The sequence below is a fragment of the Luteolibacter pohnpeiensis genome, assembly GCF_016595435.1.
In the GTDB taxonomy this organism is placed as follows: domain Bacteria; phylum Verrucomicrobiota; class Verrucomicrobiia; order Verrucomicrobiales; family Akkermansiaceae; genus Luteolibacter; species Luteolibacter pohnpeiensis.
The window spans coordinates 1-24,127 of sequence record NZ_JAENIJ010000026.1 but is presented as its reverse complement, the minus strand read 5'-3'; the positions used below and the strand labels follow the sequence as shown (position 1 = coordinate 24,127).

The window sequence follows — 24,127 nt, the reverse complement described above, 5'->3', positions numbered from 1 at the left end:
ACCTAGCTTTTCCAGCATGACGATTGGTGCCATCTCGACACATTTTACCGGATTGGACTGGGCCGTGGTGGTCGCTTACATGCTTTTGACCACGTGGATCGGCCACTTGCTGAGCGGCAAGAATGCGACCATCCGCGACTTTTTCCTCGGTGGCCGGACTTTGCCCTGGTGGGCGGTATGCGGTTCGATGCTGGCTACCGAAATCAGCGCGCTGACATTCATCGCCGTCCCTGGCGGGGTTTTCGCATTAAAGGGCGACTGGACCTACCTGCAATGGGGAATCGGCTCAATGATCGCACGTTTCGCCGTGGCTTACTGGCTGGTGCCGCTGTATTTCCGTAACGAAATCTACAGCCCATACGACTACATGGGTGCGAAGCTGGGCGAGGGGGTTCGGCGATTGGTCACGGTGCTGTTTTCGCTCGGCGCGATCCTCGGCCAAAGCGTGCGGGTGCTGGTCACTGCGATCATTCTGCAAACCGTGACCGGGCTTTCGATGTCGGTCTGCATCATCGCGATTGGTGCGTTTGCGGTGGTCTGGACCCTGATGGGCGGGATGCGCACGGTGATTTGGACCGATGTGATCCAGTTCGGCGTGTTCATGTTCGGCGGGATTTTGGCGCTCGGCTGGTTGGTCGGAAATATCGGCTGGGATTCAATGGTTGATATCAACCGCCACGTGATCGGGCCCGATGGGCTGGTTGACAAGATGAGGATCTTCGATTTCACCGCGCCTTGGGACAATCCGATGCTGGAATACACCTTTTGGGTCGGGGTGATTGCGATGCCATTCCAGAATTTCACCGCGTTCGGGACGGATCAGTTGAACGCCCAGCGGATCTTCTGCTGTGGAAACGAGCATGATGCGAAAAAGGCGATGGCCTGGAGCAGTGTGTCGATGATCATTACTATTCTGATGCTGGCAGTGGGATCTGGCTTGTTCGCCTGGTATAAAACTCACGGTCTTTCGGTGGATGAGGCCGCAAAATTTGCGGAAGATTCGAATTATGTGTTTCCTGTATGGATCACCACCGTGCTGCCGCCGGGGATCACCGGCTTGATTTTGGCCGGCGCTTTTGCCGCGGCGATCTCCAGCTTGGACTCGGTGCTGGCCGCGCTTTCGCAAACGACCCTATCGGCTTGGTATGGTCGCGAGAAGCTGGAGCACGAAGGCAGCGGCCCGGCGATGGTGTTGCAGTCACGGCTGGCGGTTTTTGTCTGGGCGGTGATTTTGTCCGGCGTGGCGATCATTTTGTCGAAGATATATGAGAAGACCCATGAGAAGAATTTGATCGACCTCGCCTTCGGCATGATCGCCTACACGTATGGACCGCTGCTGGGCGTCTTGCTGTGCGCCATTCTGCCCGGCAAGCGCTACCTGGGAGGCTTGATCGCCGGGGTGTGCCTATCCGTTCTACTGGTCGTCTGGGCGCGTCCGGAGCTCGATCATTTGGCTGCTCTGTTACACCTGAAAGATGCTCTGCAAGCCGCGGCTGCCTGGCGCCCGCATTTCGCGTTTCCCTGGTTTTACCCGATCAACGCGGCGATCACTTTTGGCTTCGCCTGCATCCCGTTTGGACGACGTTTGTCGGGCAAATCTTGAGGCGAAAAACCGGCCTCCTGATTTTCTGTTAGAACGCTCGTGGTCATGTGAACCTACCCCTCCGATGGGTGGGGAATGGCCTCTTTGAAATTCAAGGTGTTGCCTCTTTTTAAAAACATTCGGATAGGGGGTTTTCCTAGATTGTGACGATACCGACACTTTTCAATTCATTGATAATCAATTCATTAGATTTCTAACAAATGGTTCTGGAGCTGTGAATATTTTGGAAAGCTGAACCATTTTTTTGATCAAGTTCTAAAAAAATTTTGTCGTGGAACCCTTGTGGAATACGGCGAGGAAGTGAGGGGGTGGTGGGGGGAATAAAAACTTTCTCCCACCCAGTCGCGGAGGCGTTCATGATGTCCCCCGCTTCCGCTCCGACTCCTCCAACTTCTCCGGTGTGGAATGCGATCCCCAACCAGCCAACCCTTACACGAAAACACACACGATGGAGCCAGCGGACCAGACAGCCAGAGCAGAAAAAAAAGCGAACCCAAACGGCAAAGCAGCCGGTAAGCGCGGCTGGACGATGGTGTGTGATGGACTCCGAAAGTCGGTCGGTAACGATGCGTTCCAGCGTTGGTTTGGTGCCGCGAAATGGATCGCCTGCGAGGATGGTGTCGCATCCATCAGTGTCCCTGGTGAAATCCATCAGGTTTGGATCGAGACCAACTACCTGCCTGAGTTGACCCTGGCTGTCGGTGCCGCGTTTGAAGACATTCGCGAGGTTGTTGTGTTGGTCGATAGTGAAGGAAAATCGCCGACAGGAGGAAACGGCGCGCAAGCAAATGCAGCCAAGCAAAGTCGCAAGGCGGCCGCGCTGGAAGGGGAGGCATTGGACAAACGGATCAAGCTTGCTGGCTTGAATCCAGGATTCAGCTTTGAAAGTTTCGTGGTTGGTGCAAACAGCCAGTTCGCCCATGCTGCTTGCGAGGCGGTGGCGAAGAAATCCGGCATCAGCTACAACCCGTTGTTCATCCACGGTGGCCCCGGCCTTGGCAAAACCCACCTGATGCAAGCGATCGGCCAAGAAATTCTCCGCCGCAATCCGTCATCCCGGGTGATCTATCTCACCTGCGAGAAATTCACCAACGAGTTCATCGATGCCGTTCGGCGGGGCGATATCGAAAAATTCCGCCGCCGCTATCGCAGTTCGGATGTTCTCCTGATTGACGACGTGCAGTTCCTCGTCGGCAAAGAGCGTTCGCAGGAGGAATTTTTCCACACCTTCAACACCCTGTTGGACGGTCGGAATCAGGTTGTCATCACCTGCGATCGTCCGGCTTGTGAAATCAAGAACATGGAACCGCGGTTGGTTTCGCGATTCGAATGCGGTCTGACGGTGGAAATGCAGCCGCCGCAGATCGAGACACGGATGGCGATTCTGAAAAAAAAGACCGCCGATTGGAAAGTGCGCGTTGACGAGGTGGTGCTTGAGTTTCTCGCTGAGAAAATCCGCACCAACGTTCGCCGCTTGGAAGGTGCCCTGATGCGCGTCGCGACCTATGCTTCCTTGGCGGGTGAGCGCGTCACGGTCGATAAGGTCGAGCATTTGCTGCGCGATTTGATCCACGAAGAAGCGAGCCGCCAGGTGACGATCGACTCGATCCAGAAAGCCGTGGCAGAGCATTTCGATGTTCGCCTTGCGGACATGACCAGCCGCCGTCGCCCGGCGAGCATCGCTTTCCCGCGCCAGATCGCGATGTATCTGAGCCGTGCGCTCACCAAGGGTTCTCTTGTCGAAATCGGTGAGGCATTCGGCGGTCGGGATCACGGCACGGTCATTCATGCCTGCAAAAAAGTGCACGAGATGATCGACCATGAAGCAGGTTTGAAAGAGACCATCGCACGGATCGAATCGCATCTCCGGCGCTGAGGAAAGCGGGGCTGTGCCCTTACGAGATGGGTTTCTTCATTGAAGTCTTGCTAATGATGAGTGAAAGCGGAAACTACCGGCCAAGTCGATACCGTCGTTCTCTCTCATGAAGTTCCGTATTTCCAAGGAAGCATTTCTCGATGGCCTGCAAAAGGTTCAGCACGTGGTCAGTTCTCGCACGACACTGCCCATTCTTTCCAACGTGTTGCTGGTGGCCAAGGATGGTCGTCTGCAATTCACGACCACGGACCTCGATGTGGGGATTACCGGCTCGGTGGAGGCACAAATTGAGAAAGATGGGGCGACGACACTCCCAGCGAAAAAGCTGGTGAACATCGTGCGCGAGCTTCCTTCCAGCGAAGTCGAGGTCTCGATCGATGCAAAAAACCATGCATCCATCCGCAGCGGCCCGTCTTTCTTCAAAATTATCGGCCTCAGCGAGAGTGAATTCCCTCCATTGCCGGACTTTGAAGGCGCCAAGGAGTTCAAAATTCCTCAGCAAGCGCTTCGCGACGGTCTGAAAAAGACCTCATATGCGATTTCGAGCGATGAAACCCGCTATGTCCTGAACGGCATTTTCGCTTCCTTCCGCGAAGGCAAGCTCACCTTGGTTGCTACCGATGGACGCCGTCTTGCGATGGTGGACATGGATCTGGAATTCCCGGCTTCTCACGAAACGGACGTGATCATTCCTACCAAGGCGGTTCAGGAACTGCAGCGTCTGCTCGGCGAATCGGGCGATGTCGAGGTGAAGCTCAGCGATAACCAAGTTTCATTCACCGTCGGTGATAACCTGCTGGCCAGCAAGTTGATCGAAGGCAACTACCCGAACTACCGCCAAGTGATCCCTGGCGACAGCAACGAACGAGTGGTGATCGCGCGCGACGCACTTCTCGAAACCGTGCGCCGTGTTTCGCTCCTTTCTTCCGATAAGTCGAACTCCGTGAAGTTGGTGTTCAGTGAGAACCACATCGAGGTGACCGCCAATTCACCGGATGTCGGTGAAGCTCAGGAGTCGATGGATGTCATCTATCAAGGCCCGCCGATGCAGATCGCGTTCAACCCGGAATTCCTCCAGGCGCCGCTTCGCAACCTCGACACCGAGGATGTGTATCTCGATCTGATCGACGAAATGAGCCCGGGCGTGCTTCGTATCGACGGTAGCTTCCTCTACGTGTTGATGCCAATGCGCGTGACGAGCTGATTCACGAGCCGCATCGAACAGATTTCATCAAAAAAGCACAGGCGGTGATGCCTGTGCTTTTTTTGTTAAATCGCTAAAACGCCATGATGGCGTCGTGTCCGTAGGGAGCTGTCGATGGAGGCAGGCTCAGTCCTGCGAATCGTCAACTTCTGGAGCTTTTGGAAGCTTTTCGACTTCCTGCAACAGATTCACGATATCGACACCGCGGATGGCTGATGCATCGTGGCGGAACGTAAGAATCGGAGTCGATTTCAGAACCACGCGCTTCATCACCTTGCTCTGAATCGAGCCGTGATCCTTGTTCAGTTTTTCGATCACCGGGCTGGAATCACCGCCAAGGACGCTGATCCAGACTTTCCCCTCTTTGAGGTCCTGGGTGATTTCCACATCGCTTACGGTTACGAGTTTTCCATTCCACTCGTAATCCTTTTGCAACACCGAACCGATTTCGCGGCGCAGGAGCTCATTTACTTTATCAAGTCGGCGTGACATGGGGATGGGAAACTCGCGTCCGGCTCCCAGGAGTTTCTGGAAGCCGGACGCTGAAAACGCTGAAGTTTAGAGGGATTGTGGGACTTTCTCGAGCTTGTAGCACTCGATGACATCACCTTCCTGATATTCGTTGAATTCGCCGAGGCGGATACCGCATTCGTAGTTTTGCCGGACTTCCTCCACTTCGTCCTGGAAGCGGCGAAGGGTCGACATTTTGCCATCGAATACCGGAATGCCGCCGCGGATGACGCGGGCATGTGCCTTGCGGTGAATGCGGCCATCGGTAACAAACGAGCCAGCGGCACGTCCGCGGGAAAGCTTGAACACCTGGCGAACTTCCGCGTGACCAATGACGGTTTCGCGGGTGAGAGGCTCCAGCAAACCGAGCATCGCTTCGCGAACCTGATCGATCAGCTCGTAAACCACCGAGTAGAGTTTGACCTCGACGCTGGCGGCCTTGGCCGCTTTCACCGCCTTGGCTTCAACCTTGACATTGAAGCCCATGACGACGGCACCGGTGGATGCTGCGAATGCAATGTCGGATTCAGTCACCGGCCCTGCAGCAGCGGTGATGAAGGTGGATTCCACTTTGTTCGACTCGATCGCGAGAATCGCTTTCTTGATCGCTTCGACCGAACCCTGAACGTCGCACTTGAGGATGATCTTGAGCTGGGCCTTGCCGCCACCTTCGTTGACCATCGAGTAGAGGTCTTCCATCCGGTTGCGGTGTTGCGGGCGCAGACGCTTGAGGCGTTGCTCTTCCTGGCGCTCTGAAGCCAATGACTTGGCCTCGCGCTCATTCTTCATCTCGGTGAGGTGATCACCGACGTGTGGGAGTTCTTCAAAGCCGATCACTTCAACCGGCGATCCCGGAGGCGCGGTTTTGATCGTTTCGCCGCGATCATTGATCATCGAGCGAATTTTGCCGGCGTATGGACCGCAAATGAAAGGAGTTCCAACCTTGAGCGTCCCGGACTCAACGATGACCGTTGCGGTGGTGCCGCGACCTGGAACAACGCGGGCTTCGATGACCGATGCCCGGGCGGTTGCCTTCGGATTGGCTTTCAGTTCGAGCACTTCCGCCTGAAGGATCATCAGATCGAGCAGGTCATCCATGCCTTTACCGGTGAGAGCTGAAACTTCAGCGAACTCCGTATCTCCACCGTAATCGGTGGTCTGAAGTCCGTTTTCTGCCAGCTGGGTTTTCACCCGTTCGACGTTGGCGGAGGAAAGGTCGATCTTGTTGATCGCGACGATGATGGTCTTGTTCGCCTTCTTCGCGTGCTGGATCGCTTCCTTGGTCTGCGGCATAATGCCGTCGTTGGCTGCGACCACGATCACCACGATGTCCGTGATGTCCGCGCCACGGGCACGCATGTCGGAGAAAATCGCGTGGCCGGGGGTGTCGAGGAAAGTCAGAAGTTGGTCCTGATGCTTTACCTGATAAGCACCGATGTGCTGAGTAATGCCGCCTGCTTCGCCCGCCGTGATGCGGGTTTTGCGCAGGTAATCGAGAAGTGAGGTTTTGCCGTGGTCGACGTGACCCATGATCGTGATGATCGGTGGGCGGGTCTTGAGAAGCTCTTCAGGTTCCTCAGCAGGAGCTTCCGGTTCCTTGATGACTTCCTCAACCTTGTGGAAGCCTTTGTCCTTATCGCGTTTCTCACGCTCGAAGGAGAATCCATGGATTTCGCAAACTTTGGCCGCGATTTCCGGTTCCAATGGCTGGTTCGGGGCAGGGAAGACGCCGAGCTTGATCAGGTCCGCCATCACGTTGAACGGCTTCAAGCCCAGGCGGGCAGCCAGTTCAGGAACGAGGATCGGCGGTTTGATGACGATCAGTTTTGGATCGTCGGAAGCATATTCCTCTGATGATGAATCAGCAGTTACTTCGGCTGGAGCTGCAACGGGCTCGGCAGGTGCAGGTTCTGGAGCTTTTTCTTGAACCGGTTCTGGTTCTGGCTCGAGCAGTTTCGAAATGGACGGGAGAACGTTTTTACCGGAACGGGCGGTTTTACGAACTTTCGGTTTTTTCTCTTCTGCGAAAAGATCGAGCGCATTCGCCTTAGCAGCGTCGATCTTGCTGGCTGGAGGAGCGGCTTGGGCTTCCAGGCGCTGACGTTCGCGGCGCGAAGGTTTCTTGGATCCGTCGAGTAGATCGAGGACCTTGCGTTTTTCAGGGGCGCTATCGCTATTTTGAGGCATCCGGCTGTTCTGCGTGGTTCTGGTAATAATACTAGGTAACTGAATTAGGCTTGTCGGGAAATGGGATCTTTATTGGACGGGCTCGCCACCGCCGACGATCGCACGTGCGCGCACGAGGATCGCATCTGCTTCCGCCTCGGTGATTTCGAGGGCGGCGGCGATGTAGTCCGCTGGCATGTCCACGATCAATTCGGAGTTGAACCCGCCGGCAAGCGTGAGCTTTTCGGCAAGCTCGTCAGTGATTCCGAGTTGTTCGCCCAAAGTATGAGCGGCACCGCCGATCTTTTCTTTGAACTGTTCTTCCTTCGACTCGTCCTTGCGGACCTGGACGTCCCAGCCCATCAGGCGGGAGGAAAGCCGGGCATTCTGGCCTTTGCGGCCGATCGCTTTGCTCAAATCAGCCTCGTCGACGGTGACATGGACGACCTTGGCTTTTTCATCGACCGAGATCGAGCGGAGTTCGGCGGGCTTCAGGGCCTCGCGGACGAATTCTTCCGGATCATCGCTCCAGCGGATGATGTCGACCTTCTCGTTGTTGAGTTCACGGACGATGTTTTTCACCCGTGCGCCGCGCATGCCGACGCAAGCGCCGACCGGGTCAACCTTCGGGTCGTTGCTCCATACGGCAACTTTGGTGCGGAAGCCGGCTTCACGGGCGATGCCGCGAATTTCGACCGTCCGGTCGGAAATTTCGTTCACTTCAGCTTCGAACAAGCGGCGGACGAAGTTCGGGTGGCTGCGGGAAAGGATGATTTCCGGACCACGGCCTTCGTTTTCAACTGCCAGCACGTAGGCGCGGATGCGGTCGCCGATGTTGTAGTCCTCTCCTTGCACGCGCTCACGGTTTGGCATGATGCCCTCGAATTTACCGAGGTCGACCATCACGTCATTGCGCTCAAATCGGCGAACCGTGCCGGAAACGATGTCGCCGGCGCGATCCTTGAACTCTTCGTAAATCATTTCCTTCTCCGCTTGGCGGAGGCGCTGCATCATCGTCTGCTTGGCAGTTTGCACGGCGATGCGGCCGAAATCTTTGGGGGTGACGTTGAATTCCTGAGTGTCACCAGCTTCAGCGGCAGGGTCCTTCTTGCGGGCGATGGAAAGGGGAACGTGGTTGAACTTGTCGGTGACTTCACCGTCCTCGACGACATTCAGCAGCGCGAAAATGCGGGTTTCACCCTTCTTGGTGTTGACGTCGGCACGCAGCGTTTCGATGGCATCAGCACCCGGAACCATTTTCCGGTAAGCGGAAATGAAGGCAAACTCAAGCGCGGCAACGACCTTGGCGCGGTCGATGCCTTTTTCCTTTTCGTAATAATCAATGAGGGCGACGATGTCGTTGGTCATGGCTGGCGTTTGTCTGCGATCGACGCTGGTGGGGTCTGGAGACGCAAAAGAGTGGGTGCAAGACCCACTCCTTTCTTTCGTCAGAAGCTGTTCGACGGACTTATAAACCATGCAGTTTTCGCTTGCAAGCCGAAACTCCGCGTCCGGAATGATCCGGTTTGCCGAAATGCATGCGGAGTTTGTGAGTTTGTTTCGGCTTCGCTCTGGCGTTCGCCCTGGGACGGCACATAGTCCGGCCATGCAATTTATTGTGAAGTCGGTGGCTTTCCTTTCGCTGGTGATGTGGCTCCCATCTTGTTCGAGCTCGATTGCGCCGCCTTTGACGACGGCATCGGGTCGCGACTACTGGGGTCACCGTCCGGGGCCGAAGGGATTCCGCACCGTGATTCTGGATGCGGGACACGGCGGGAAAGACAGCGGGGCAGTCAGTCCTTACACCCGTCAGCGGGAAAAGGATCTGACTTTGGATACGGTGAAGCGAGTTCGTGCCGAGCTTGGCTCGGATTTCAAAGTCATCCTGATGCGTGACGACGATACCTTTGTCGACTTGGATGATCGGGTGGCCCGGGCCAACCGCTATGGCGATGCGATTCTGGTATCCATCCACTATAATAGCTCAGGGGCGGCGACCCGTGGGCCAGAAACGTATTTCTGGCGCGTCGATAGCCATGGTTTGGCCGTGCGGGTGCAGCAGGCGATGGAGTCGGTTTCGCCAGTGGAGTCCGGAAATCGCGGGATGGTGCGGCGACGGCTGCGTTTGACGCGCAATCCGGAAATTCCGTGTATCCTGGCCGAAGTGGGATACCTGAGCAATTCGCAGGAGAGTCGTTTGGTTTCGTCAGCAGCCTACCGGCAGAAAATGGCCAAGGCGATCGCGGGGGCGATCCGGATGCAGTCGAAAATCGGCGACAGCGGAACCGGTCCACTGCCGCGTCCAATCAATGCGCCGCCGAGTCGCCCGACCGACGCGCGCGAGTGATTCAGCATTCGACGACGTTGACCGCGAGGCCGCCGCGTGAAGTCTCTTTGTATTTGGATTTCATGTCGCGGCCGGTATCGCGCATGGTGCGGATGACCTTATCCAGGGAGACAAAATGGGTGCCGTCGCCCGAAAGGGCGAGTCGCGAAGCATTGATCGCTTTGATCGAGCCCATGGCATTGCGCTCGATGCAGGGAATTTGAACCAGGCCGCCGATCGGATCGCAGGTGAGGCCGAGGTTGTGTTCCATGCCGATTTCTGCCGCGTTTTCCACTTGTTTCGGAGTTCCGCCGCAATATTCGGCCAAGCCAGCGGCTGCCATCGAGCAGGCAACTCCGACTTCGCCCTGGCAGCCGGCTTCGGCGCCTGAAATCGACGCATTCCTTTTATAGAGCATGCCGATGGCGGCAGCGGTGAGAAGGAAACGGTGCACGCCGTCTTTATAAGGTGAATGGCGGAAGCGGACCGCGTAGTGCAAAACTGCCGGGATAATGCCAGCCGCACCATTGGTTGGTGCAGTGACCACGCGTCCGCCTGCGGCGTTTTCTTCATTCACGGCCAGGGCGTAGAGATTCACCCAGTCGAGAATGGTCAGTGGATCGGAAAGCGCGGCTTCGGATTTATTGCGCAGGTTTTCATGAATCGCCTTCGCGCGGCGCTTCACGTGGAGGCCACCGGGGAGGATGCCTTCCAGTGAACAGCCACGGGTCACGCAATTTTGCATGGCCTGCCAAATATCGTCCAGGCGGGCGCGAGTTTCTTCTTCCGGGCGAAATGCGGCTTCATTATCTAATAGCAGCTCGGCGATCGAAAGTCCGGCTTGCTCGCTGTGCTCCATCAGTTCGGCTGCATTGCGGAACGGGTAGCGCACGGTGATTTCATTCACGACGGGATTTTTCATTTCCTCCTCTGTCGAAATGAAACCACCGCCGAGCGAGTAGATCACCGAGTCGGCCAGGATCGCGCCATCGGCTGAAAGCGCGGTGAAATGCATGCCGTTCGGGTGGAGTGGGAGCGGTTTGAGGCGCTTGAAGTCCAGATCGGATCGCTCGTTGAAGGAAATCGTAGTGCCCCATGGCGTGGCGAGCTTGCCGGAGCGAATGGTGGCCAGTTTTTCAGGGATCGACTCGATATCGATCGTTTCAGGCTCTTCGCCAAGAAAGCCGAGCAAGACGGCGGAGTCCGTGCCGTGGCCTTTGCCGGTGGCGGCCAGCGAACCGTAGAGATCGCAGCGGACTCGGGTGACGCTTGCAGAAAGTCCGTTCTCCATCAGTTCTCGCATGAACCGGCTTGCCGCGCGCATGGGGCCGACGGTGTGGGAGGAGGAGGGGCCGATGCCAATGGTGAAAAGATCGAGGGCCGATAACGTCATACTTGGCGGATGCTTGGTGCCTGCGGGCCGGTGTGGCAAGTACCCGATGAGATTTTAACAGGGAAAATCGCCTTTATTTTCGGGGGTTCCGGCGCGATCGCCTCCGCTGAGACTGCTCGTAATTGGGCTCTCAACGCTGGAAGCGACTGAGTGACAGCTTCATGGAAATAAATCGCGGCGTGGAATGGATGATACTGGCGTGAAATGGAACCGTTCAGGAATTGGCCCGTGAGGTGCTGCAAGTTTCACTCATCGTTCCTTCTCGCGGAGAAAAATAAGAAAACCGGGAGAATTCGAATTATTTCCCGGTTGACACCTTGGGGGCTGGTCACTAGTTTGCCCGCCCCTTCGCCAACGCGCGGAAGGATTTTCCAAGTACACGCACATGAATACGTTTTCCGCCAAGCCGCACGAAGTCGAGCGCAAATGGTATGTGATCGACGCCAAGGGCAAGGTCCTCGGCCAGGTCGCCGTGGAGGCAGCACGTCTGCTTCGCGGCAAGCATAAGCCGACCTTCACCACTCACGTTGATACTGGTGACTTTGTTATCGTCATCAATGCTGATAAAGTCGTGCTGTCGGGAACCAAGGAAACTTCCAAGATCTACACCCGTTTCTCCGGTTACGTGGGTGGTCAAAAAGTGGAAACTCCTGCCAAGGTGCGTGACCGTCGGCCAATCCTGCTGGTTGAGCGTGCAGTTTGGGGGATGCTTCCTAAGACCCGTCTTGGACGTGAGCAATACCGCAAACTCAACGTTTATGCGGGCGAAACTCATCCGCACGAAGCACAAGCGCCGGCTGTTTACGAAGTCCGCTAATTCCCAACTCATCTCCCATGTCCGCCACCACCACTCATAGTGCCACCGGCCGCCGCAAAACTGCGGTTGCCCACGTTCGCCTCACCGAAGGCACCGGCGAGATCGTGATCAACGATCGCCACTTCGAAGATTACCTTCCTACCGTCGAACTCCAGAACGCTGTGCTTGCTCCATTCCAGCACATCTCTGCGATGAACAAGTTCGATGTTGTCGTTTCCGTCAAAGGCGGTGGCGTTCACGGCCAAGCAGTAGCGATTCGCCATGCGATTTCCCGCTCCCTGACTGCGATGGACCCGGAAAACCGCAAGCTCATCAAGCCACTTGGCTTCCTCACCCGTGACCCTCGGATGAAGGAACGGAAAAAGCCAGGTCAACCAGGTGCTCGCAAGCGCTTCCAGTTCTCCAAGCGCTAAGCTCAGAAACTGTTCTGTTCCTCAAAGAAGCCGCATCCATGCTGGGTGCGGCTTTTTTGTATCCTGTGGGTGCGGACTGCCGGAGGAGAGGGATGGATCCTTATTCGCAGCCGTATGCGTAACGATTCCTTGTTCCACTAGCTGCCCTCGATCCAGCCTTTGGTGGAATGGAGTGGCCCTGTAACTCAAGCCTGGGGAGCAAGTCGCTCCATCGCAACGAGTGTGATATCGTCCATTTGTGGACCATCACCGGTGAATTTTCCGAGTTCTTCCTGAACGTGTTTCAGAACCTGCTCCGCCCCCAGAGGTGCGGCGTTACGGAAGGCGTTTGACATGCGTTCGACGCCAAATTCTTCATCGTTCGCATCCACCGCTTCCTTCACTCCATCGGTGTAGAAGAGAACGCAATCGCCCGGCTCCAGTTGGACCTCGAAGTCTCGTGTCACCCGTTCGAAGACCTGGCCGCCATCAACGCCAACCGCCAGACCGGGCGAGCGGAGGGTTTCGACCTTGCCCGTGGCTTTCCGATAGCAAAGTGCTGGGTCGTGGCCGGCGCGGGATAGGAGAAGCTTGCCGGTGTCGACATCGAGAATGCCGTAGGCAATGCTGATGAACATGTCCTCGCGAATGTCTGGAAAAAGTTGGCGATTCACCAGAGCCAGAGCTTTGGACGGAGACATTTCGCCTGGGGCGACGGACCGCAGTGCGCTGCGGCACATGGCCATCATCAGACCGGCGGGGACGCCCTTGCCTGACACATCGGCGATGACGATGCCGAAACTGCGTTCCGCGACTTCGATGTAGTCGTAATAATCACCGCTGATGATCCGGGCCGGCAAATTGGTGCCGCTGATCCGGAAGCCATCGACGACCGGATCGACCTGCGGCAGGAGAATCCGCTGCACTTCGCGGGCATTGCGAAGTTCCTTCTCCATGGTCCGTTTTTCATGGGCCTCACGATGGACCTTGGCATTGCCGATGGCAAACGACGATTGTTCGGCCAGCGATCGGAACACCAGGAAATCGTTGTTGGAAAAATCGCCATCTTCCACCCGCCGCGCGACAACCAGCACCCCCATGTCCTTGTCGGCGTGGCGTAAGGGTGCGATCAGTGCAGAGACGTGGTCAGTCGGAGGGGCTGCGGAATTTTTGAATGAGGAATGACTTTTGAGGTCGCGAATGTGAATCGCTTCGCCGACGGCCAGGCAGTGGCCAAGCACTCCATCATCGATCGCGACACGTGTGAGACGAAGGTGGCTGGTGAGCGCGCGGTGATCGGTGCCGGCCTTTTCCCGGACTGCCTCAGGCATTCCCATCAGCGGTGGGCAATCTTCCGATAAATAGGACGGGTTCAGGAACAATCCGTCATCGGATAGAAAGTAGATACCGCCACCTCTGGCGGCGACCACATCGATGGCTCCATCGACGATGGTTCTGGAAAGAACTGCAGGTGAGGGATCGCGTTCGATCGAGCCTCCGAGGACGTTCAGGAACGTGAACATCCGTTTTTCCTCACCTTCCAAATCTTGGAATCGGGCTCGCAGGCGTTTGGAGCGCCGCCGGTGGTTTTGCAATGCCACAACCAAGCCAACGGCAATGATGACGATGGCAATTAGTGCGAAGGTCGATGGATGAGGCATCTTACCGAGGATTTCCGTGACGCCCGAATCAGGGGATCAACCATTCTTTTTGGACTCTTTGTCCACTTCGGCTTCGAGCAAGCCGACGACTTGGGAAAACTTCTTCGCGTTCTTCTCGTTGGCCTGGGAAAGATTTTTGTGGGCCTCGAGCACATGGCGGGCAGCGACTTCGCGCTGTTTCTCTTCTTTTTTCAGCTCAGGCGGAACCAGTGAAGAGCGAACTGCTTCGATTTGCCCACGCCAGGCAGCCTTGGGTGGATCGATTTCTAGCAGAAAATCCAGGCCGAGATCTTCGAGTGATCGTCGGTTCCGCTCACCAGGTTCTGCGATTTGCAGGGTTCCGCCATCCACGACGGAGAGGCGGGCCGCCATACCGGCAAGGGTGCCCATAAAGGTGGAATCCATGCCCGTGCAATCGCTGAGGTCAACGACAAGGCAAGATTCACCAGCGGCGATTCTTTCATCCCCGAAGGATTTCATGGCCGGACTCGCAAGGAAAGATCCCTTTCCTTTACATCGAATCCAACTGAAACCTTCAAAGATTCCGACTGAGATTGGGTAGTCCGTAGTCACAAGGAAAAATGGGGAGGCCGTCAGCGATCAACAGTCTTCACTATAAAATCACTGGTGCCTCCGGTCAATCATCCATCCACTGAAATATCGCGTAATGCGCAAGGATTGGCGGAAACGGTGATTCAGTGTTAGATTCGATGTTTTGGGCGAATTTTCAGCCAATCGCTATTTCCAGAGGAAGGATTGTTGGGTGGCGATGGTTTTGCCATTGCGCTTCAGGCTGATCTTCCAGGAAAGGACTTTGCCGCTCTTGAAATAATCGTCGCCAATGACTGAGAAAACCGCCTTGCCGCTGGTGCTATCTGCGGGAAATGACTTCGTGCGGCGCTTGATCTTGCTCGCAGTGACGCCCTGCTGGAATTCGAAGATCACATCGACCGGTCCGCTACCCGCATCATTCCAGAGCGCGGTGTAGTATTGGCCAAGTCGGTCGCGCCGTTCTTCCATGCTCACGGCACCGTAGAGTAAACGCTGTTTCTCCGCACGCACCATCGGATCGACGCCGCTGTCATATTTTTCGTCTCGCAGGTAAAACTGCTTCACTTTCAAGGCTTCTGGCTGCCCGGCACAACCGACCATCACGACGGCCCCGAATCCTAAAATCCACTGTTTCACGGCAGACATTCAATCAGCGTCGCGACAGCGTTCAAGAACCATCGAACGCGATCGTTTCGAAGTCTTCAGCTGCGATGACCCCTGCGCGGGAATATTTAAACTTTGGTGGACGATCGAACTGGTAAAACGGTCACACACCCCATTTCTTAGGGTCATGTCAGAGGGCAAGCTGCCGATTGAAGAAATTCTTGATTTGTTGATGGATGGGAGAACGCTAGACGCGTGGGAAATCGCAAAAACCACCGGCCTACCCATCACGAAATGGCCAAAAGGCAAACCGATGGCTGCAGCCTCAAAGCTGGTATCCAGCCTTGGAGCTCCCAGATTGGGTAATGCTCTTAGCTGGCTCAATTGGAGAGCCGAGCGCAAGGATCCAAGGCGATACTTCGATGCGCTGTTTAGCCGTCTTAGTTTCACACCGGACTGGAAGCTGGTTTCTGAAATTGAGAATTTCCTTCAACGGAATCGACCAATCGACGTGCAGGATCGAAGTGATTTATTGGCGATTCAGGCTTCCATGTATGCAGAGCTCCGAGATTTTCCTCAAGCATTTCACCGGATCGAGAGTGCGCTCGAAATGCAGCCAGAAGATTCATGGATTCATGTCCAGCATGCAAGTATCTTGGAACTGGCGGATCGATATGAGGACGCGCTCGAGGCGGGGAGAACGGCATTCAATCTGAGGCCCAATTATCGAGCGGCTGTATTGAAATATGTCGATATTCTTGTCCATTTAGGCTGTGACGAGGAAGCGATTCAGGTTCTGGAAAAGGTTGTGGCAGAAACGCAACACGCCTTTTTCTCGGTAAGGCTTCAAGGGCTATACAGTGAAAAGGAAGATCATGTGTCTGCTTTAAAGTGCCTTGATCTGATCGAGCAGCGGATGCCGATGATGGAGAAGTCTTACCAGCAATGGATTGTAGGACGCAGAGCGGATTTTGCCTATATGGCTGGTGATATTGATAGCTGTCTTGAATGGTGTGATCGGAAGGATGATGGATTTCACAAAAGAGTCGCTCAAAATTTACGCAGCCCAAATGCGCGAACGAAGAGCCGTGTTCGATTGCAGGTTCCGTTTGTTCGACAGCATAATTCGACATGTGCACCCGCGACACTCGCGGCAATTTCCTGCTTTTGGGGAAAGAATCATGATCATCTGGAAATTGCAGAGGCGATATGTCACGAGGGTACGCCTTGGCACAAAGAGCGTCGCTGGGCTGAGGAGCATGGATTTGTAACCCGAGAATTTCGGATCACCCACGAGGTGGTGGTTGCATTGATCGACCGTGGGCTCCCGTTTACGCTCACCACGGAATACATCACTAGTGGACACTTACAGGCGTGCATTGGCTACGATGATCGTTTGGGAGTGATTCTATTGCGCGACCCAACGGTGCGTCATTTCGGAGAAATGATATTGGAGAGCCTAATTGAGGAGCATCCTATTGCAGGCCCAAGAGGAATGGTTTTGGTGCCAAGGGAGGAGTCTCAACGATTGGATGGCATTCATTTTCCAGATGAAGCGGCTTATAATGAATTTCATCAATTGTTAGTTGCCTTGGATGGGCATGACCGAATGGCAGTAGAAGACGGGTTGTGCAGATTGCGCACGGTTGCCCCGGATAGTCCATTGATCCATGAGGCAGCTTATCGAAAAGCCGTGTGGGATGGAGATCCGCAAGGTCAGCTTGATGAAGCTAATTTCTTGTTAGAAATAGCTCCAAAGATGGGGCGTAATCAGTTGCGCAGGTGTAATGCATTGAACCGTTTGGGGAGGAGGAACGAACTCATCGCCTATTTGGAATCCATCACTGCAGAGAAAAATTCTGATCCTGTATTTGAGTCAGAACTTGGTGAATTGTTACTGGAAGACGCACGGCAACTTGAACAGGCACAATACCATTTGAAAAAAGCACTGCGAAGACGCAGACGTGAATCTAGGTGTTATGATAGCTTGGCGCGCTGCATGTCAAAGCTGCGGCTGTTGAAAGAGGAGGCCATGTTACGACGGGTCGCATCTGGATTTTCTCCGGATTTTGAACCATATGCCCGTGGGTATTTCGATGTTTGCAGGGCGGTGAATCGCACCGATGAAGGATTGATTTTTTTGGAGCAGAGAGCGAATCAGGTGGCCACTAAATCAAGCAATCCGTGGCTGACTTGGGCTGAAGCATTGGATGATCTTCATCATCCTGAGCAGGCGGCTACGGTTCTGAAAAGGGCCATGGCTCTAATGCCGGATGACGGCAATTTACTGCTGCACTCTGGTAAGATGATGTGCCGGTGGGGTGGAGAGAGTCGTATCCAAGGTTTGGAGTTCATGGAGCAGGCGAGATCCAAAGTGCCTGACCGAGTTTGGTTGACTGAGACCGCAAAGGTAGCCGCGATCCAAGGTGAACGGGCCAAAGCCTTGAAATCTTGGGAGGAGCTGGTTCGTCTTCAACCTCTATCCATTGATGCCTGGCGCGGGTTGGCGGGAGCCACGGCAGATGAATATGATGAAGAGGCTGCTATCGCGTTGCTGAAAGAAGCAACGAACCGGAATCCAGATTGGTTACCGTTATTGCATCTCCAGGCCGAATGGCTGGTGGATACAAAAGAGGGCCCTTTGGAAGTCCTGGGACGCATTATTGAAATGGATCCCAAAGATCGTTGGGCACTCCGGGAACGTGCATTCCGTCGGGTCAACGTAAACGATTTGGTAGGCGCAGAACATGATGCACGTGAAGCATTGGAGTTGGCGCCCTGGGAGCCAGCTTCACATGGGACTTTGGGAAAAGTTTTGGAAAAAACCGGACGAATTCGCGATGCAATTCATCATTATCGTGAAGCATTGCATCTCGAAATCGATTACATCCAAGCCGCTCACTATTGGTCTCAATTAGCATCAGATAAATCGCAAGAATTGGAACTCATCGAGTTTTTGGAAGCGGAGATGCATCAACAAGTTTCGACCGGTGAGATCGTTCTAACTTATCAAGAAATTGCATGTCCTGTTCTTGATGCAGCGACATTGCTGGCTCAACTAAAGGCATTTGGTGAAGAGCGGCCGGATCTTTGGCAAACTTTTGTTGCGATCATTGAACAGGCGGTCACGATGCAGGCTGATGATGTTGCGTTGCAGCAGGCAGATGCATTCGTGGAACGCTTTCCGTTGATGCCGAGAGCCTGGACTGAGCTAGCCCGTGTTCAGCGGCTTGCGGGCAGTAGAGAGAGTGAGCTCCGAGCTGCAGCGAAGGCTTTCGAGCTTTCACCTGGATGGGGAACGGCTGCGACTTCATATGCTGAGGTTTTGGAAAAATCTGGTATGTTGGAGCAGGCGATTGCAGTCCTATCGGAGACCTGTCGCTTGAACCCGCAAGGAGCATCCACATATGGGTATTTGGCGGATGTTCACAGAAGGAAAGGGGATCATGAGCAGGCTTTGAAGTGTTTGCTTGAAGCCGTTCGCTACATACCAAATTACACGTGGGCATGGTCAACGGCTTGCAAATGGGCAGTTGTTGACGGCAAAAAACAAGTCATGGTGGAGGCGCTCGATGCGGCCTCGCAAAAGTATGGCCATTTGACCCGCTGGTGGAGGTCGGCAGCTGCGGCATGGCAGGATCTGGAGGAGACAGACAGGATGGTGGCAGCGATTTACAGCGGTCTGAAGCTCAGTCCCGCTGATCCTACGCTTCGGGACTCTTTGGCGCTGCATTTTTTTGAGGAGTCGAAATACCCTGAAGCACTTGCCGCATGTGAGTCAGTTGGTAATGAAGTGAAGCCGCCTGTTAATCTTAGAGGGCGTCGTGCATGGATTCTCATGCATTCGGGCCAGGCCGTCGAAGGATTGGCAGAAATGAAGGATCTGTTAGATCAAGAGCCCGAGTATGCCTGGGGATTCGGGGAACTGGCTTCATGGCATGAAGGACGCAGAGAGTGGGCGGAGGTTGCAGCCATCTGTAGAAGGTGGCAGCGGGCAGATGCGGCGAATGCCAGGGTTTTAGGACTGCTAGGGTTCGCAGAAAGAGAGTTGGGAAATTGCGAAGGTGCCAAAAACGCTTTTGCTAGAGCGAATGCATTGAACCCTGAATATACCTTTGCCACGCGGCAGCTAATGGATCTGCAGATGAGGGACGGGGAACTCGAAGCAGCAGCGGCAACACTCAAGCATTTACAGCATTACTCACCGTCTCCCTACGTGATCTGTGATGCAATTGAATTGGAGCTGAAACGTAAGGATAGAAAAGCTGCTTTGCGACAGGCAGAAACACTTACTTCCGATCCAGGTGCGGATCTAGAAGTGATGAATTGGGCATTCACTCTCTTCAACGACAATCGTTCAGGGCTTGCTTGGAAAAGATGGCTGAAGTCGAAAGTGAAGGCAGGACCCTTGGTTGCACCCGGAGCTCTGGCTTCCTATCTGAAAATGTTGGCGGGAGAGAAAATGATCGCTACCGGGCTTAAATTAATCCGCAAAGAACCATCAAACAGCCCAGCGCGCATTACCGCATGGCGTGTCATGATTCGATCAATGGAGCAGCGAAATGCAGTCAGAAAATTGAGGCGATGGGCTGTGAAACGTTATCCAGAACTCAGGGAAAACGCCATGCTGTGGAACGCAATCGGAGAACGTGCTGTGACTTTGGGGGATTCGGATTTCGGCCTGCAATGGCTGGCTGATTGGCGGGATAGGTCGCAGGATGTTAACGATGCGACGTTGCTTCATTTGGCGGTATTACAAATCGGTCTGAAAAAAGACCGGGAAACGAATTTCCGCGTCGCCGAATCACTCACGGAAGAATCTCTAACATTATTCCCGAGAGGACCAAATTCCAATGCGCACCGTGCCTTGAGCGCATTCTTGTTAGCTTGGCGGGGTGAAACGGAAAGTGCACAGAAGCAATTGGATTGTTGCGATTTTACAAACCTCTCTGACTTCTACCGACTCACTGGTGAAGCTGCAAAAGCCTTATTAGCTGGGGCAAATGACAAACAAATCGAAGCGCGCGAGTATTTTCGCAACTTTATCTCCGTGTTTCATAAGTATTCGGACGTCTGTAGCGGCGAGATTCGATCAGCTGCAGAGACCGCGATGGCAAGTCTCGTCCCATCGACCAAAGGTAAAGTCTCTACATTACGTCGACTTTGGGCTCTTCAGAGCCCATCGAAAACGAGCTGGTGGAAACCGGTTTCTGAAATCCAGCCAAGGTATGTAATCATTTTACTGATTGTTGTACTCCGTGCTTGTTCGGCAATGTATGGCCATCATTGACCAGTCCTAAACCTTTACATGTGGGAGCAAATGGCGATCAGGCGCTTCCAGGCTTGAACCCGTTGATTGGATTTGGTTCATGGGCTTGATGTTGAAGAGTCTCCACCTTTGCGTTTGGTTGCTTTTATTCCTCGGTCGCTCGATGGGGGCTGATGCGGTGGAATTTCGGGTTTTGGTCTGTAAACCCGCCATCGCGAAGGCGATTAAGTCGAATCTGGATGAGGCAAAGATCTCGATGGATAGTTTCGAAACCACTTACGATCGGTTGACCGGCACGGGGGATATTCAGGAGCTATTTCGCATTCAGAAATCGGATTGGGTGCCTGGATCGCAACTGGTTTATACTGCCAAATCCTCGTCCGGTGGGCAGGCTGGAAATAGCTGGGAGGTGAATCTCCAGGGGCAACGCCTGAAATCCGGTGACTCGACCGGATATCGCGCTCAGCTGAAATTGGCCGCCGCCAAAGGAAATGAATCGACGGAGTTCGATGCAAACGCCACGCGCTCATCGCTATCCGAACAGTGGTGTGTCCTCGCGGAATTTTCCTGGAATTCGCAGCGATTGCTTTGGCTCGGCAGAGGAGATGAGAAGTCGGCGGACGCGGCCCAGAACCCGGAATTGCGGGTAGAGGGCATCGTTTTTTCATCCAAAACCAAGGACTCGGCATCACTGCTAAACAAATCTCCCGAAGAGCTCGCGGTGATCTGTGATAAAATCGCTCTCAATGATGATGCGGAAGTCTTCCGGATTTGGGGCGGCAGCAGTGGCTTGTATGGCATTGCAAAAACCGGAGAGAATTCACTCGATGTCCAACTTCGTTGCCTGGAATCGCAAAACCGCAAGTTGGTGGATTGTGGAGGGCAAATCCAGATTCATCACGGCAGTTCCACGCCATCCTTAGAGGCCGGGAAAACCATCCCGAAAGGCGCGTGGAGCTTGATCTCGACCAGGGATCTGGAGGACGGCGAATCCATGGTGCTTTTTCTCAAAGTCACGGGCGGGCAAACCGAACCATCGGCGATCGACCCCATCAGCCCGCTTCCGGAAAAAGGAAATCTTACCCGGTCCTACACCGTGCATCCCAGCGCGATGCGTATCCTGAATCAAAAGTATCCGGGTAAGGAGCCGCGCCAGACCAAGCAGCTTTTTCTCGATGCAGGGATCCCAGCGGGGAATTGGAAAATCTTTTATACCCCGGGCGGCCCGTCGTTCATGGTGACGGGGGATGTTTCCGTGCATCAAAAATTCCTCGAAATCATCGAGGGGCTGTGGTGGAAGGAATGATTTCTGCGGTTTTGAGCTGGGGAAAACGCGAGTCCGGCGGTGGATTTCGCATTGGGCCGTTTCAAATTCGGGAATTGCCTTGGCAGAACGGGGTTTTTTCAAGCTAGCTTCTCCCGCCCATGCCAACTGATGCGATCTTATCCACTGCCCGCCAGTTTCTGGGGGTGGACCCGACCGTCCCCGTTACTCTGGAGCCGATTCGACGCGGCGCATCCGGCCGGACCATCGTCCGTGTCAAATCGCCCGTCCATGAACCATTTATCGGTCTTCATTGGACTGACGAGAGGCCGGATAACGACCATTTTGTGCCCGTTGCGTTGTTTTTGAAGAAAGCCCGCATCCGTGTGCCGGAAATCATTCACGATAATTCCAAACGGCGTGTCGCATTGGTCGAGGATCTGGGCGATGTCGATCTGCATTCGTTGAAGGACCGTCCGTTTGAAGAACGCTTGCCCTATTATCGGTCCGCGCTGGAGCAGATCGACAAATTGTTTTACGCAAGGTCGCCGAAGGAGCTGGAGTTGATGCCGCCTTTCGATGCCAGCCTCTATCGCTGGGAGCAGACTTATTTCTTCGAATATTTGGTGGAGGAATTTCTGGGCAAGGACCCGGCGCCCCTTCTTGCTAATGAGGCGTTCATTTCTCTTTCCGAGAAATTAGGCACGGTCGCACGTCACCTGGTTCATCGGGATTTTCAGTCGCAAAACCTGCTGATCAAAGACGGGCAGACTTACTTGATCGATTTCCAAGGGCTGCGACGCGGTCGGCAGGAGTACGATCTCGCATCCTTGATTTTCGATCCATACATGAACCACAGCTCGGAAGAGCGTGAAGCATTGTTAGAGCTGTGGGAAGACATCGCGGATGAACGCCCGGAGACCACCTTGTTTCACCAGTGCGCGGCGCAGCGCTTGATGCAGGCGCTCGGTGCCTACGGCAAAATTCTGACCACCCGTGGCGATGATTGGTATCGCCAGCATATCCCGACAGCCGGAAAATTGCTGGGCGAAGTCACCGCTGGAACGGATCTGGAAGGTCCGCTTGCTCCGATTTTATCTGCCATTACCTGATCCTTCACCGTGGCTCGTCCGCTCTACCGCTTTTTGAGTGTGGCCGTGCTTTCTGCGGCAGCTTCCATTTCCGTGTGGCAATTTTTGCCGGCGACCAAGGTGGAACGGCTGATGGTGGAAACCGCTGTTCGCAGTTTTGCGAATCCGCCATTCTACGTCGGTGGCAAAGGGACCAAGAACGAGCCGTGGACTTTGCGCGCGATCTCTCCCGAGGTGGAGGCGGCTCCGGAATTCGCGCCTTCAGTGGTGTCGTTCGGGGACGATCCCAATCGGATTTTCGAAAGTTCGCCGCCATCACCGGTTGATGTCGCGATTGTCCTGAACAACCTGAATCAACTCGGCTTGACCGATCCTGCCATGGCGATGGTTATGGACTGGGAAAGTCCGGGAAGTGTTCCACTGGCGGCGTTGGAGACGGCGATGAATCGCTTTGCGTCGATCACCACCGCCGCGCCTCTCACCAGAGGAGCAGTCCCGGCTGGCCTGCCGCCGGCATTTCGTCGGGCGTCGATTCCTGCGTCATCGGTGGCTGGCGACGCCTCCATGTTGCCATCGGTAAATCAGATTCCCTTACCCGGGATCATCCTGGGTGGGGACAACGCGTATGCGGGATTCAGCACGCTTGAGACCGGTAGCAATTCGAATGCTTTGGTGGCCCGATGGGAAGATCGACTCGTGTTCTCGTTCCCGCTTTTAGCCGTGATCCGGGAACTCGGCATTCCAATGGATCAGGTCGAAGTCCGGCCTGGATCGGCCATCCAGCTCGGGCCAAAAGGTCCAGTGGTCTTGATCGATTCATTTGGCTGTCCGGCGACCTCGATTCCTCAGGTGAAGCCTGCGGCGATCACTCATGCTGAGGACTTGATTCTGAATCCGGAGTCTTTGTCAGCAGCGAGACCCTTGGTGATCCGCGACGATCAAAGTTTGGCAAGCCAAGCGACGCATGCTTTTTCACAGCAACTCCCGAGCTTGATTGCAGCCATTGCTTCGGACCGGAATCTAACCGCAGAAAAACCCTTTCGGCGTTTAGCGGGGCATGTGGAACTGGTAATCATCGGTGGATTCGTCGGGCTGTTAGGCTTGATTGCGACGCAGAAGCGTCTGACGGCAGAAATCCTGTTAGGGTTGTTAGCCGTGGTGGTTTTGGGGGCGCAATTGCTGGGTTGCGGGTCCGCCGGATACTGGTTGCCTGGTCCCGCATTGCTTGCGGCAATTCTCACGGTAGCGGTGTATTTCAATTTGTTTGTGGGAAGAAACGAACCACTTGAAAGTGTGGTCCCATCACCGGAACCAAAGCCGGAACCAAAGCCGGAACCAAAGCCGGAACCAAAGCCGGAACCAAAGCCGGAACCAAAGCCGGAACCAAAGCCGGAACCAAA

At 54.8% G+C, this 24,127-nt stretch carries 17 protein-coding genes; 10 read left to right on the top strand and 7 right to left on the bottom strand.

Annotated elements, in window-relative coordinates; all coding sequences use genetic code 11:
- The first annotated feature begins 16 nt into the window (after window positions 1–16).
- The 3 genes from JIN85_RS14920 (at window position 17) to dnaN (ending at window position 4,683) form a co-directional block, all read left to right on the top strand.
- The gene (locus JIN85_RS14920) at window positions 17–1,603 is read left to right on the top strand and encodes a sodium:solute symporter family transporter (protein ID WP_234047451.1); all 1,587 of its coding nucleotides are present in this window, start codon (window positions 17–19) and stop codon (window positions 1,601–1,603) included.
- Between the two features lie 448 nt (window positions 1,604–2,051).
- A complete protein-coding gene (gene dnaA, locus JIN85_RS14915) occupies window positions 2,052–3,479 on the top strand; it encodes a chromosomal replication initiator protein DnaA (protein WP_200272143.1) in 1,428 nt (475 codons plus the stop codon).
- Between the two features lie 106 nt (window positions 3,480–3,585).
- Entirely contained in the window at window positions 3,586–4,683 is a 1,098-nt protein-coding gene (gene dnaN / locus JIN85_RS14910) for a DNA polymerase III subunit beta (RefSeq protein ID WP_200272141.1), read from the top strand.
- A gap of 126 nt (window positions 4,684–4,809) precedes the next feature.
- Here dnaN and rbfA read toward each other — a convergent pair whose 3' ends face one another.
- From rbfA to nusA, 3 genes are all read right to left on the bottom strand, one after another.
- Window positions 4,810–5,175 (bottom strand): 30S ribosome-binding factor RbfA, encoded by a 366-nt coding sequence (rbfA, locus tag JIN85_RS14905; protein WP_200272139.1) that lies wholly within the window; start codon window positions 5,173–5,175, stop codon window positions 4,810–4,812.
- A 66-nt stretch (window positions 5,176–5,241) separates the two neighbouring features.
- Complete coding sequence (infB, locus tag JIN85_RS14900; protein WP_200272137.1) at window positions 5,242–7,380, bottom strand: translation initiation factor IF-2; 2,139 nt, start codon at window positions 7,378–7,380, stop codon at window positions 5,242–5,244.
- A gap of 69 nt (window positions 7,381–7,449) precedes the next feature.
- Window positions 7,450–8,727, bottom strand: coding sequence for a transcription termination factor NusA (gene nusA, locus JIN85_RS14895; RefSeq protein WP_200272135.1), 1,278 nt, complete (start codon window positions 8,725–8,727; stop codon window positions 7,450–7,452).
- A gap of 238 nt (window positions 8,728–8,965) precedes the next feature.
- On the opposite strand from nusA, the gene JIN85_RS14890 reads away from it, so the two are divergent.
- Window positions 8,966–9,706 (top strand): N-acetylmuramoyl-L-alanine amidase, encoded by a 741-nt coding sequence (locus JIN85_RS14890; RefSeq protein WP_200272133.1) that lies wholly within the window; start codon window positions 8,966–8,968, stop codon window positions 9,704–9,706.
- Window position 9,707: 1 nt separating this feature from the next.
- On the opposite strand, the gene JIN85_RS14885 is transcribed toward JIN85_RS14890, so the two are convergent.
- Entirely contained in the window at window positions 9,708–11,078 is a 1,371-nt protein-coding gene (locus JIN85_RS14885; RefSeq protein WP_200272131.1) for an L-serine ammonia-lyase, read from the bottom strand.
- A 385-nt stretch (window positions 11,079–11,463) separates the two neighbouring features.
- On the opposite strand from JIN85_RS14885, the gene rplM reads away from it, so the two are divergent.
- Together rplM and rpsI are read left to right on the top strand one after the other, a co-directional pair.
- A complete protein-coding gene (gene rplM / locus JIN85_RS14880; RefSeq protein ID WP_200272129.1) occupies window positions 11,464–11,895 on the top strand; it encodes a 50S ribosomal protein L13 in 432 nt (143 codons plus the stop codon).
- A gap of 17 nt (window positions 11,896–11,912) precedes the next feature.
- Window positions 11,913–12,308 carry a 30S ribosomal protein S9 gene (rpsI, locus tag JIN85_RS14875; protein ID WP_200272127.1) on the top strand — a complete coding sequence of 132 codons (396 nt, stop codon included), beginning with the start codon at window positions 11,913–11,915 and terminating at the stop codon, window positions 12,306–12,308.
- A gap of 185 nt (window positions 12,309–12,493) precedes the next feature.
- Here rpsI and JIN85_RS14870 read toward each other — a convergent pair whose 3' ends face one another.
- The 3 genes from JIN85_RS14870 to JIN85_RS14860 all read right to left on the bottom strand — a co-directional run bounded on the left by JIN85_RS14870 (window position 12,494) and on the right by JIN85_RS14860 (window position 15,145).
- Window positions 12,494–13,948: a GAF domain-containing SpoIIE family protein phosphatase gene (locus JIN85_RS14870; RefSeq protein WP_200272125.1), complete on the bottom strand. Its 1,455-nt coding sequence runs from the start codon at window positions 13,946–13,948 to the stop codon at window positions 12,494–12,496.
- Between the two features lie 36 nt (window positions 13,949–13,984).
- On the bottom strand, window positions 13,985–14,521 hold the full coding sequence (locus JIN85_RS14865; protein ID WP_325109518.1) for an STAS domain-containing protein: 537 nt from the start codon (window positions 14,519–14,521) through the stop codon (window positions 13,985–13,987).
- A gap of 165 nt (window positions 14,522–14,686) precedes the next feature.
- Entirely contained in the window at window positions 14,687–15,145 is a 459-nt protein-coding gene (locus tag JIN85_RS14860) for a hypothetical protein (protein ID WP_200272121.1), read from the bottom strand.
- Between the two features lie 508 nt (window positions 15,146–15,653).
- Between JIN85_RS14860 and JIN85_RS14855 the strand changes: the two genes are divergently transcribed.
- From JIN85_RS14855 to JIN85_RS14840, 4 genes are all read left to right on the top strand, one after another.
- Entirely contained in the window at window positions 15,654–20,393 is a 4,740-nt protein-coding gene (locus JIN85_RS14855; protein WP_200272119.1) for a C39 family peptidase, read from the top strand.
- 88 nt (window positions 20,394–20,481) lie between these two features.
- A complete protein-coding gene (locus JIN85_RS14850; RefSeq protein WP_200272117.1) occupies window positions 20,482–21,678 on the top strand; it encodes a hypothetical protein in 1,197 nt (398 codons plus the stop codon).
- A gap of 119 nt (window positions 21,679–21,797) precedes the next feature.
- The gene (locus JIN85_RS14845; RefSeq protein WP_200272115.1) at window positions 21,798–22,748 is read left to right on the top strand and encodes a phosphotransferase; all 951 of its coding nucleotides are present in this window, start codon (window positions 21,798–21,800) and stop codon (window positions 22,746–22,748) included.
- Window positions 22,749–22,757: 9 nt separating this feature from the next.
- The coding region (locus JIN85_RS14840) for a hypothetical protein (protein ID WP_200272113.1) at window positions 22,758–24,127 on the top strand (1,370 nt) is incomplete at its 3' end.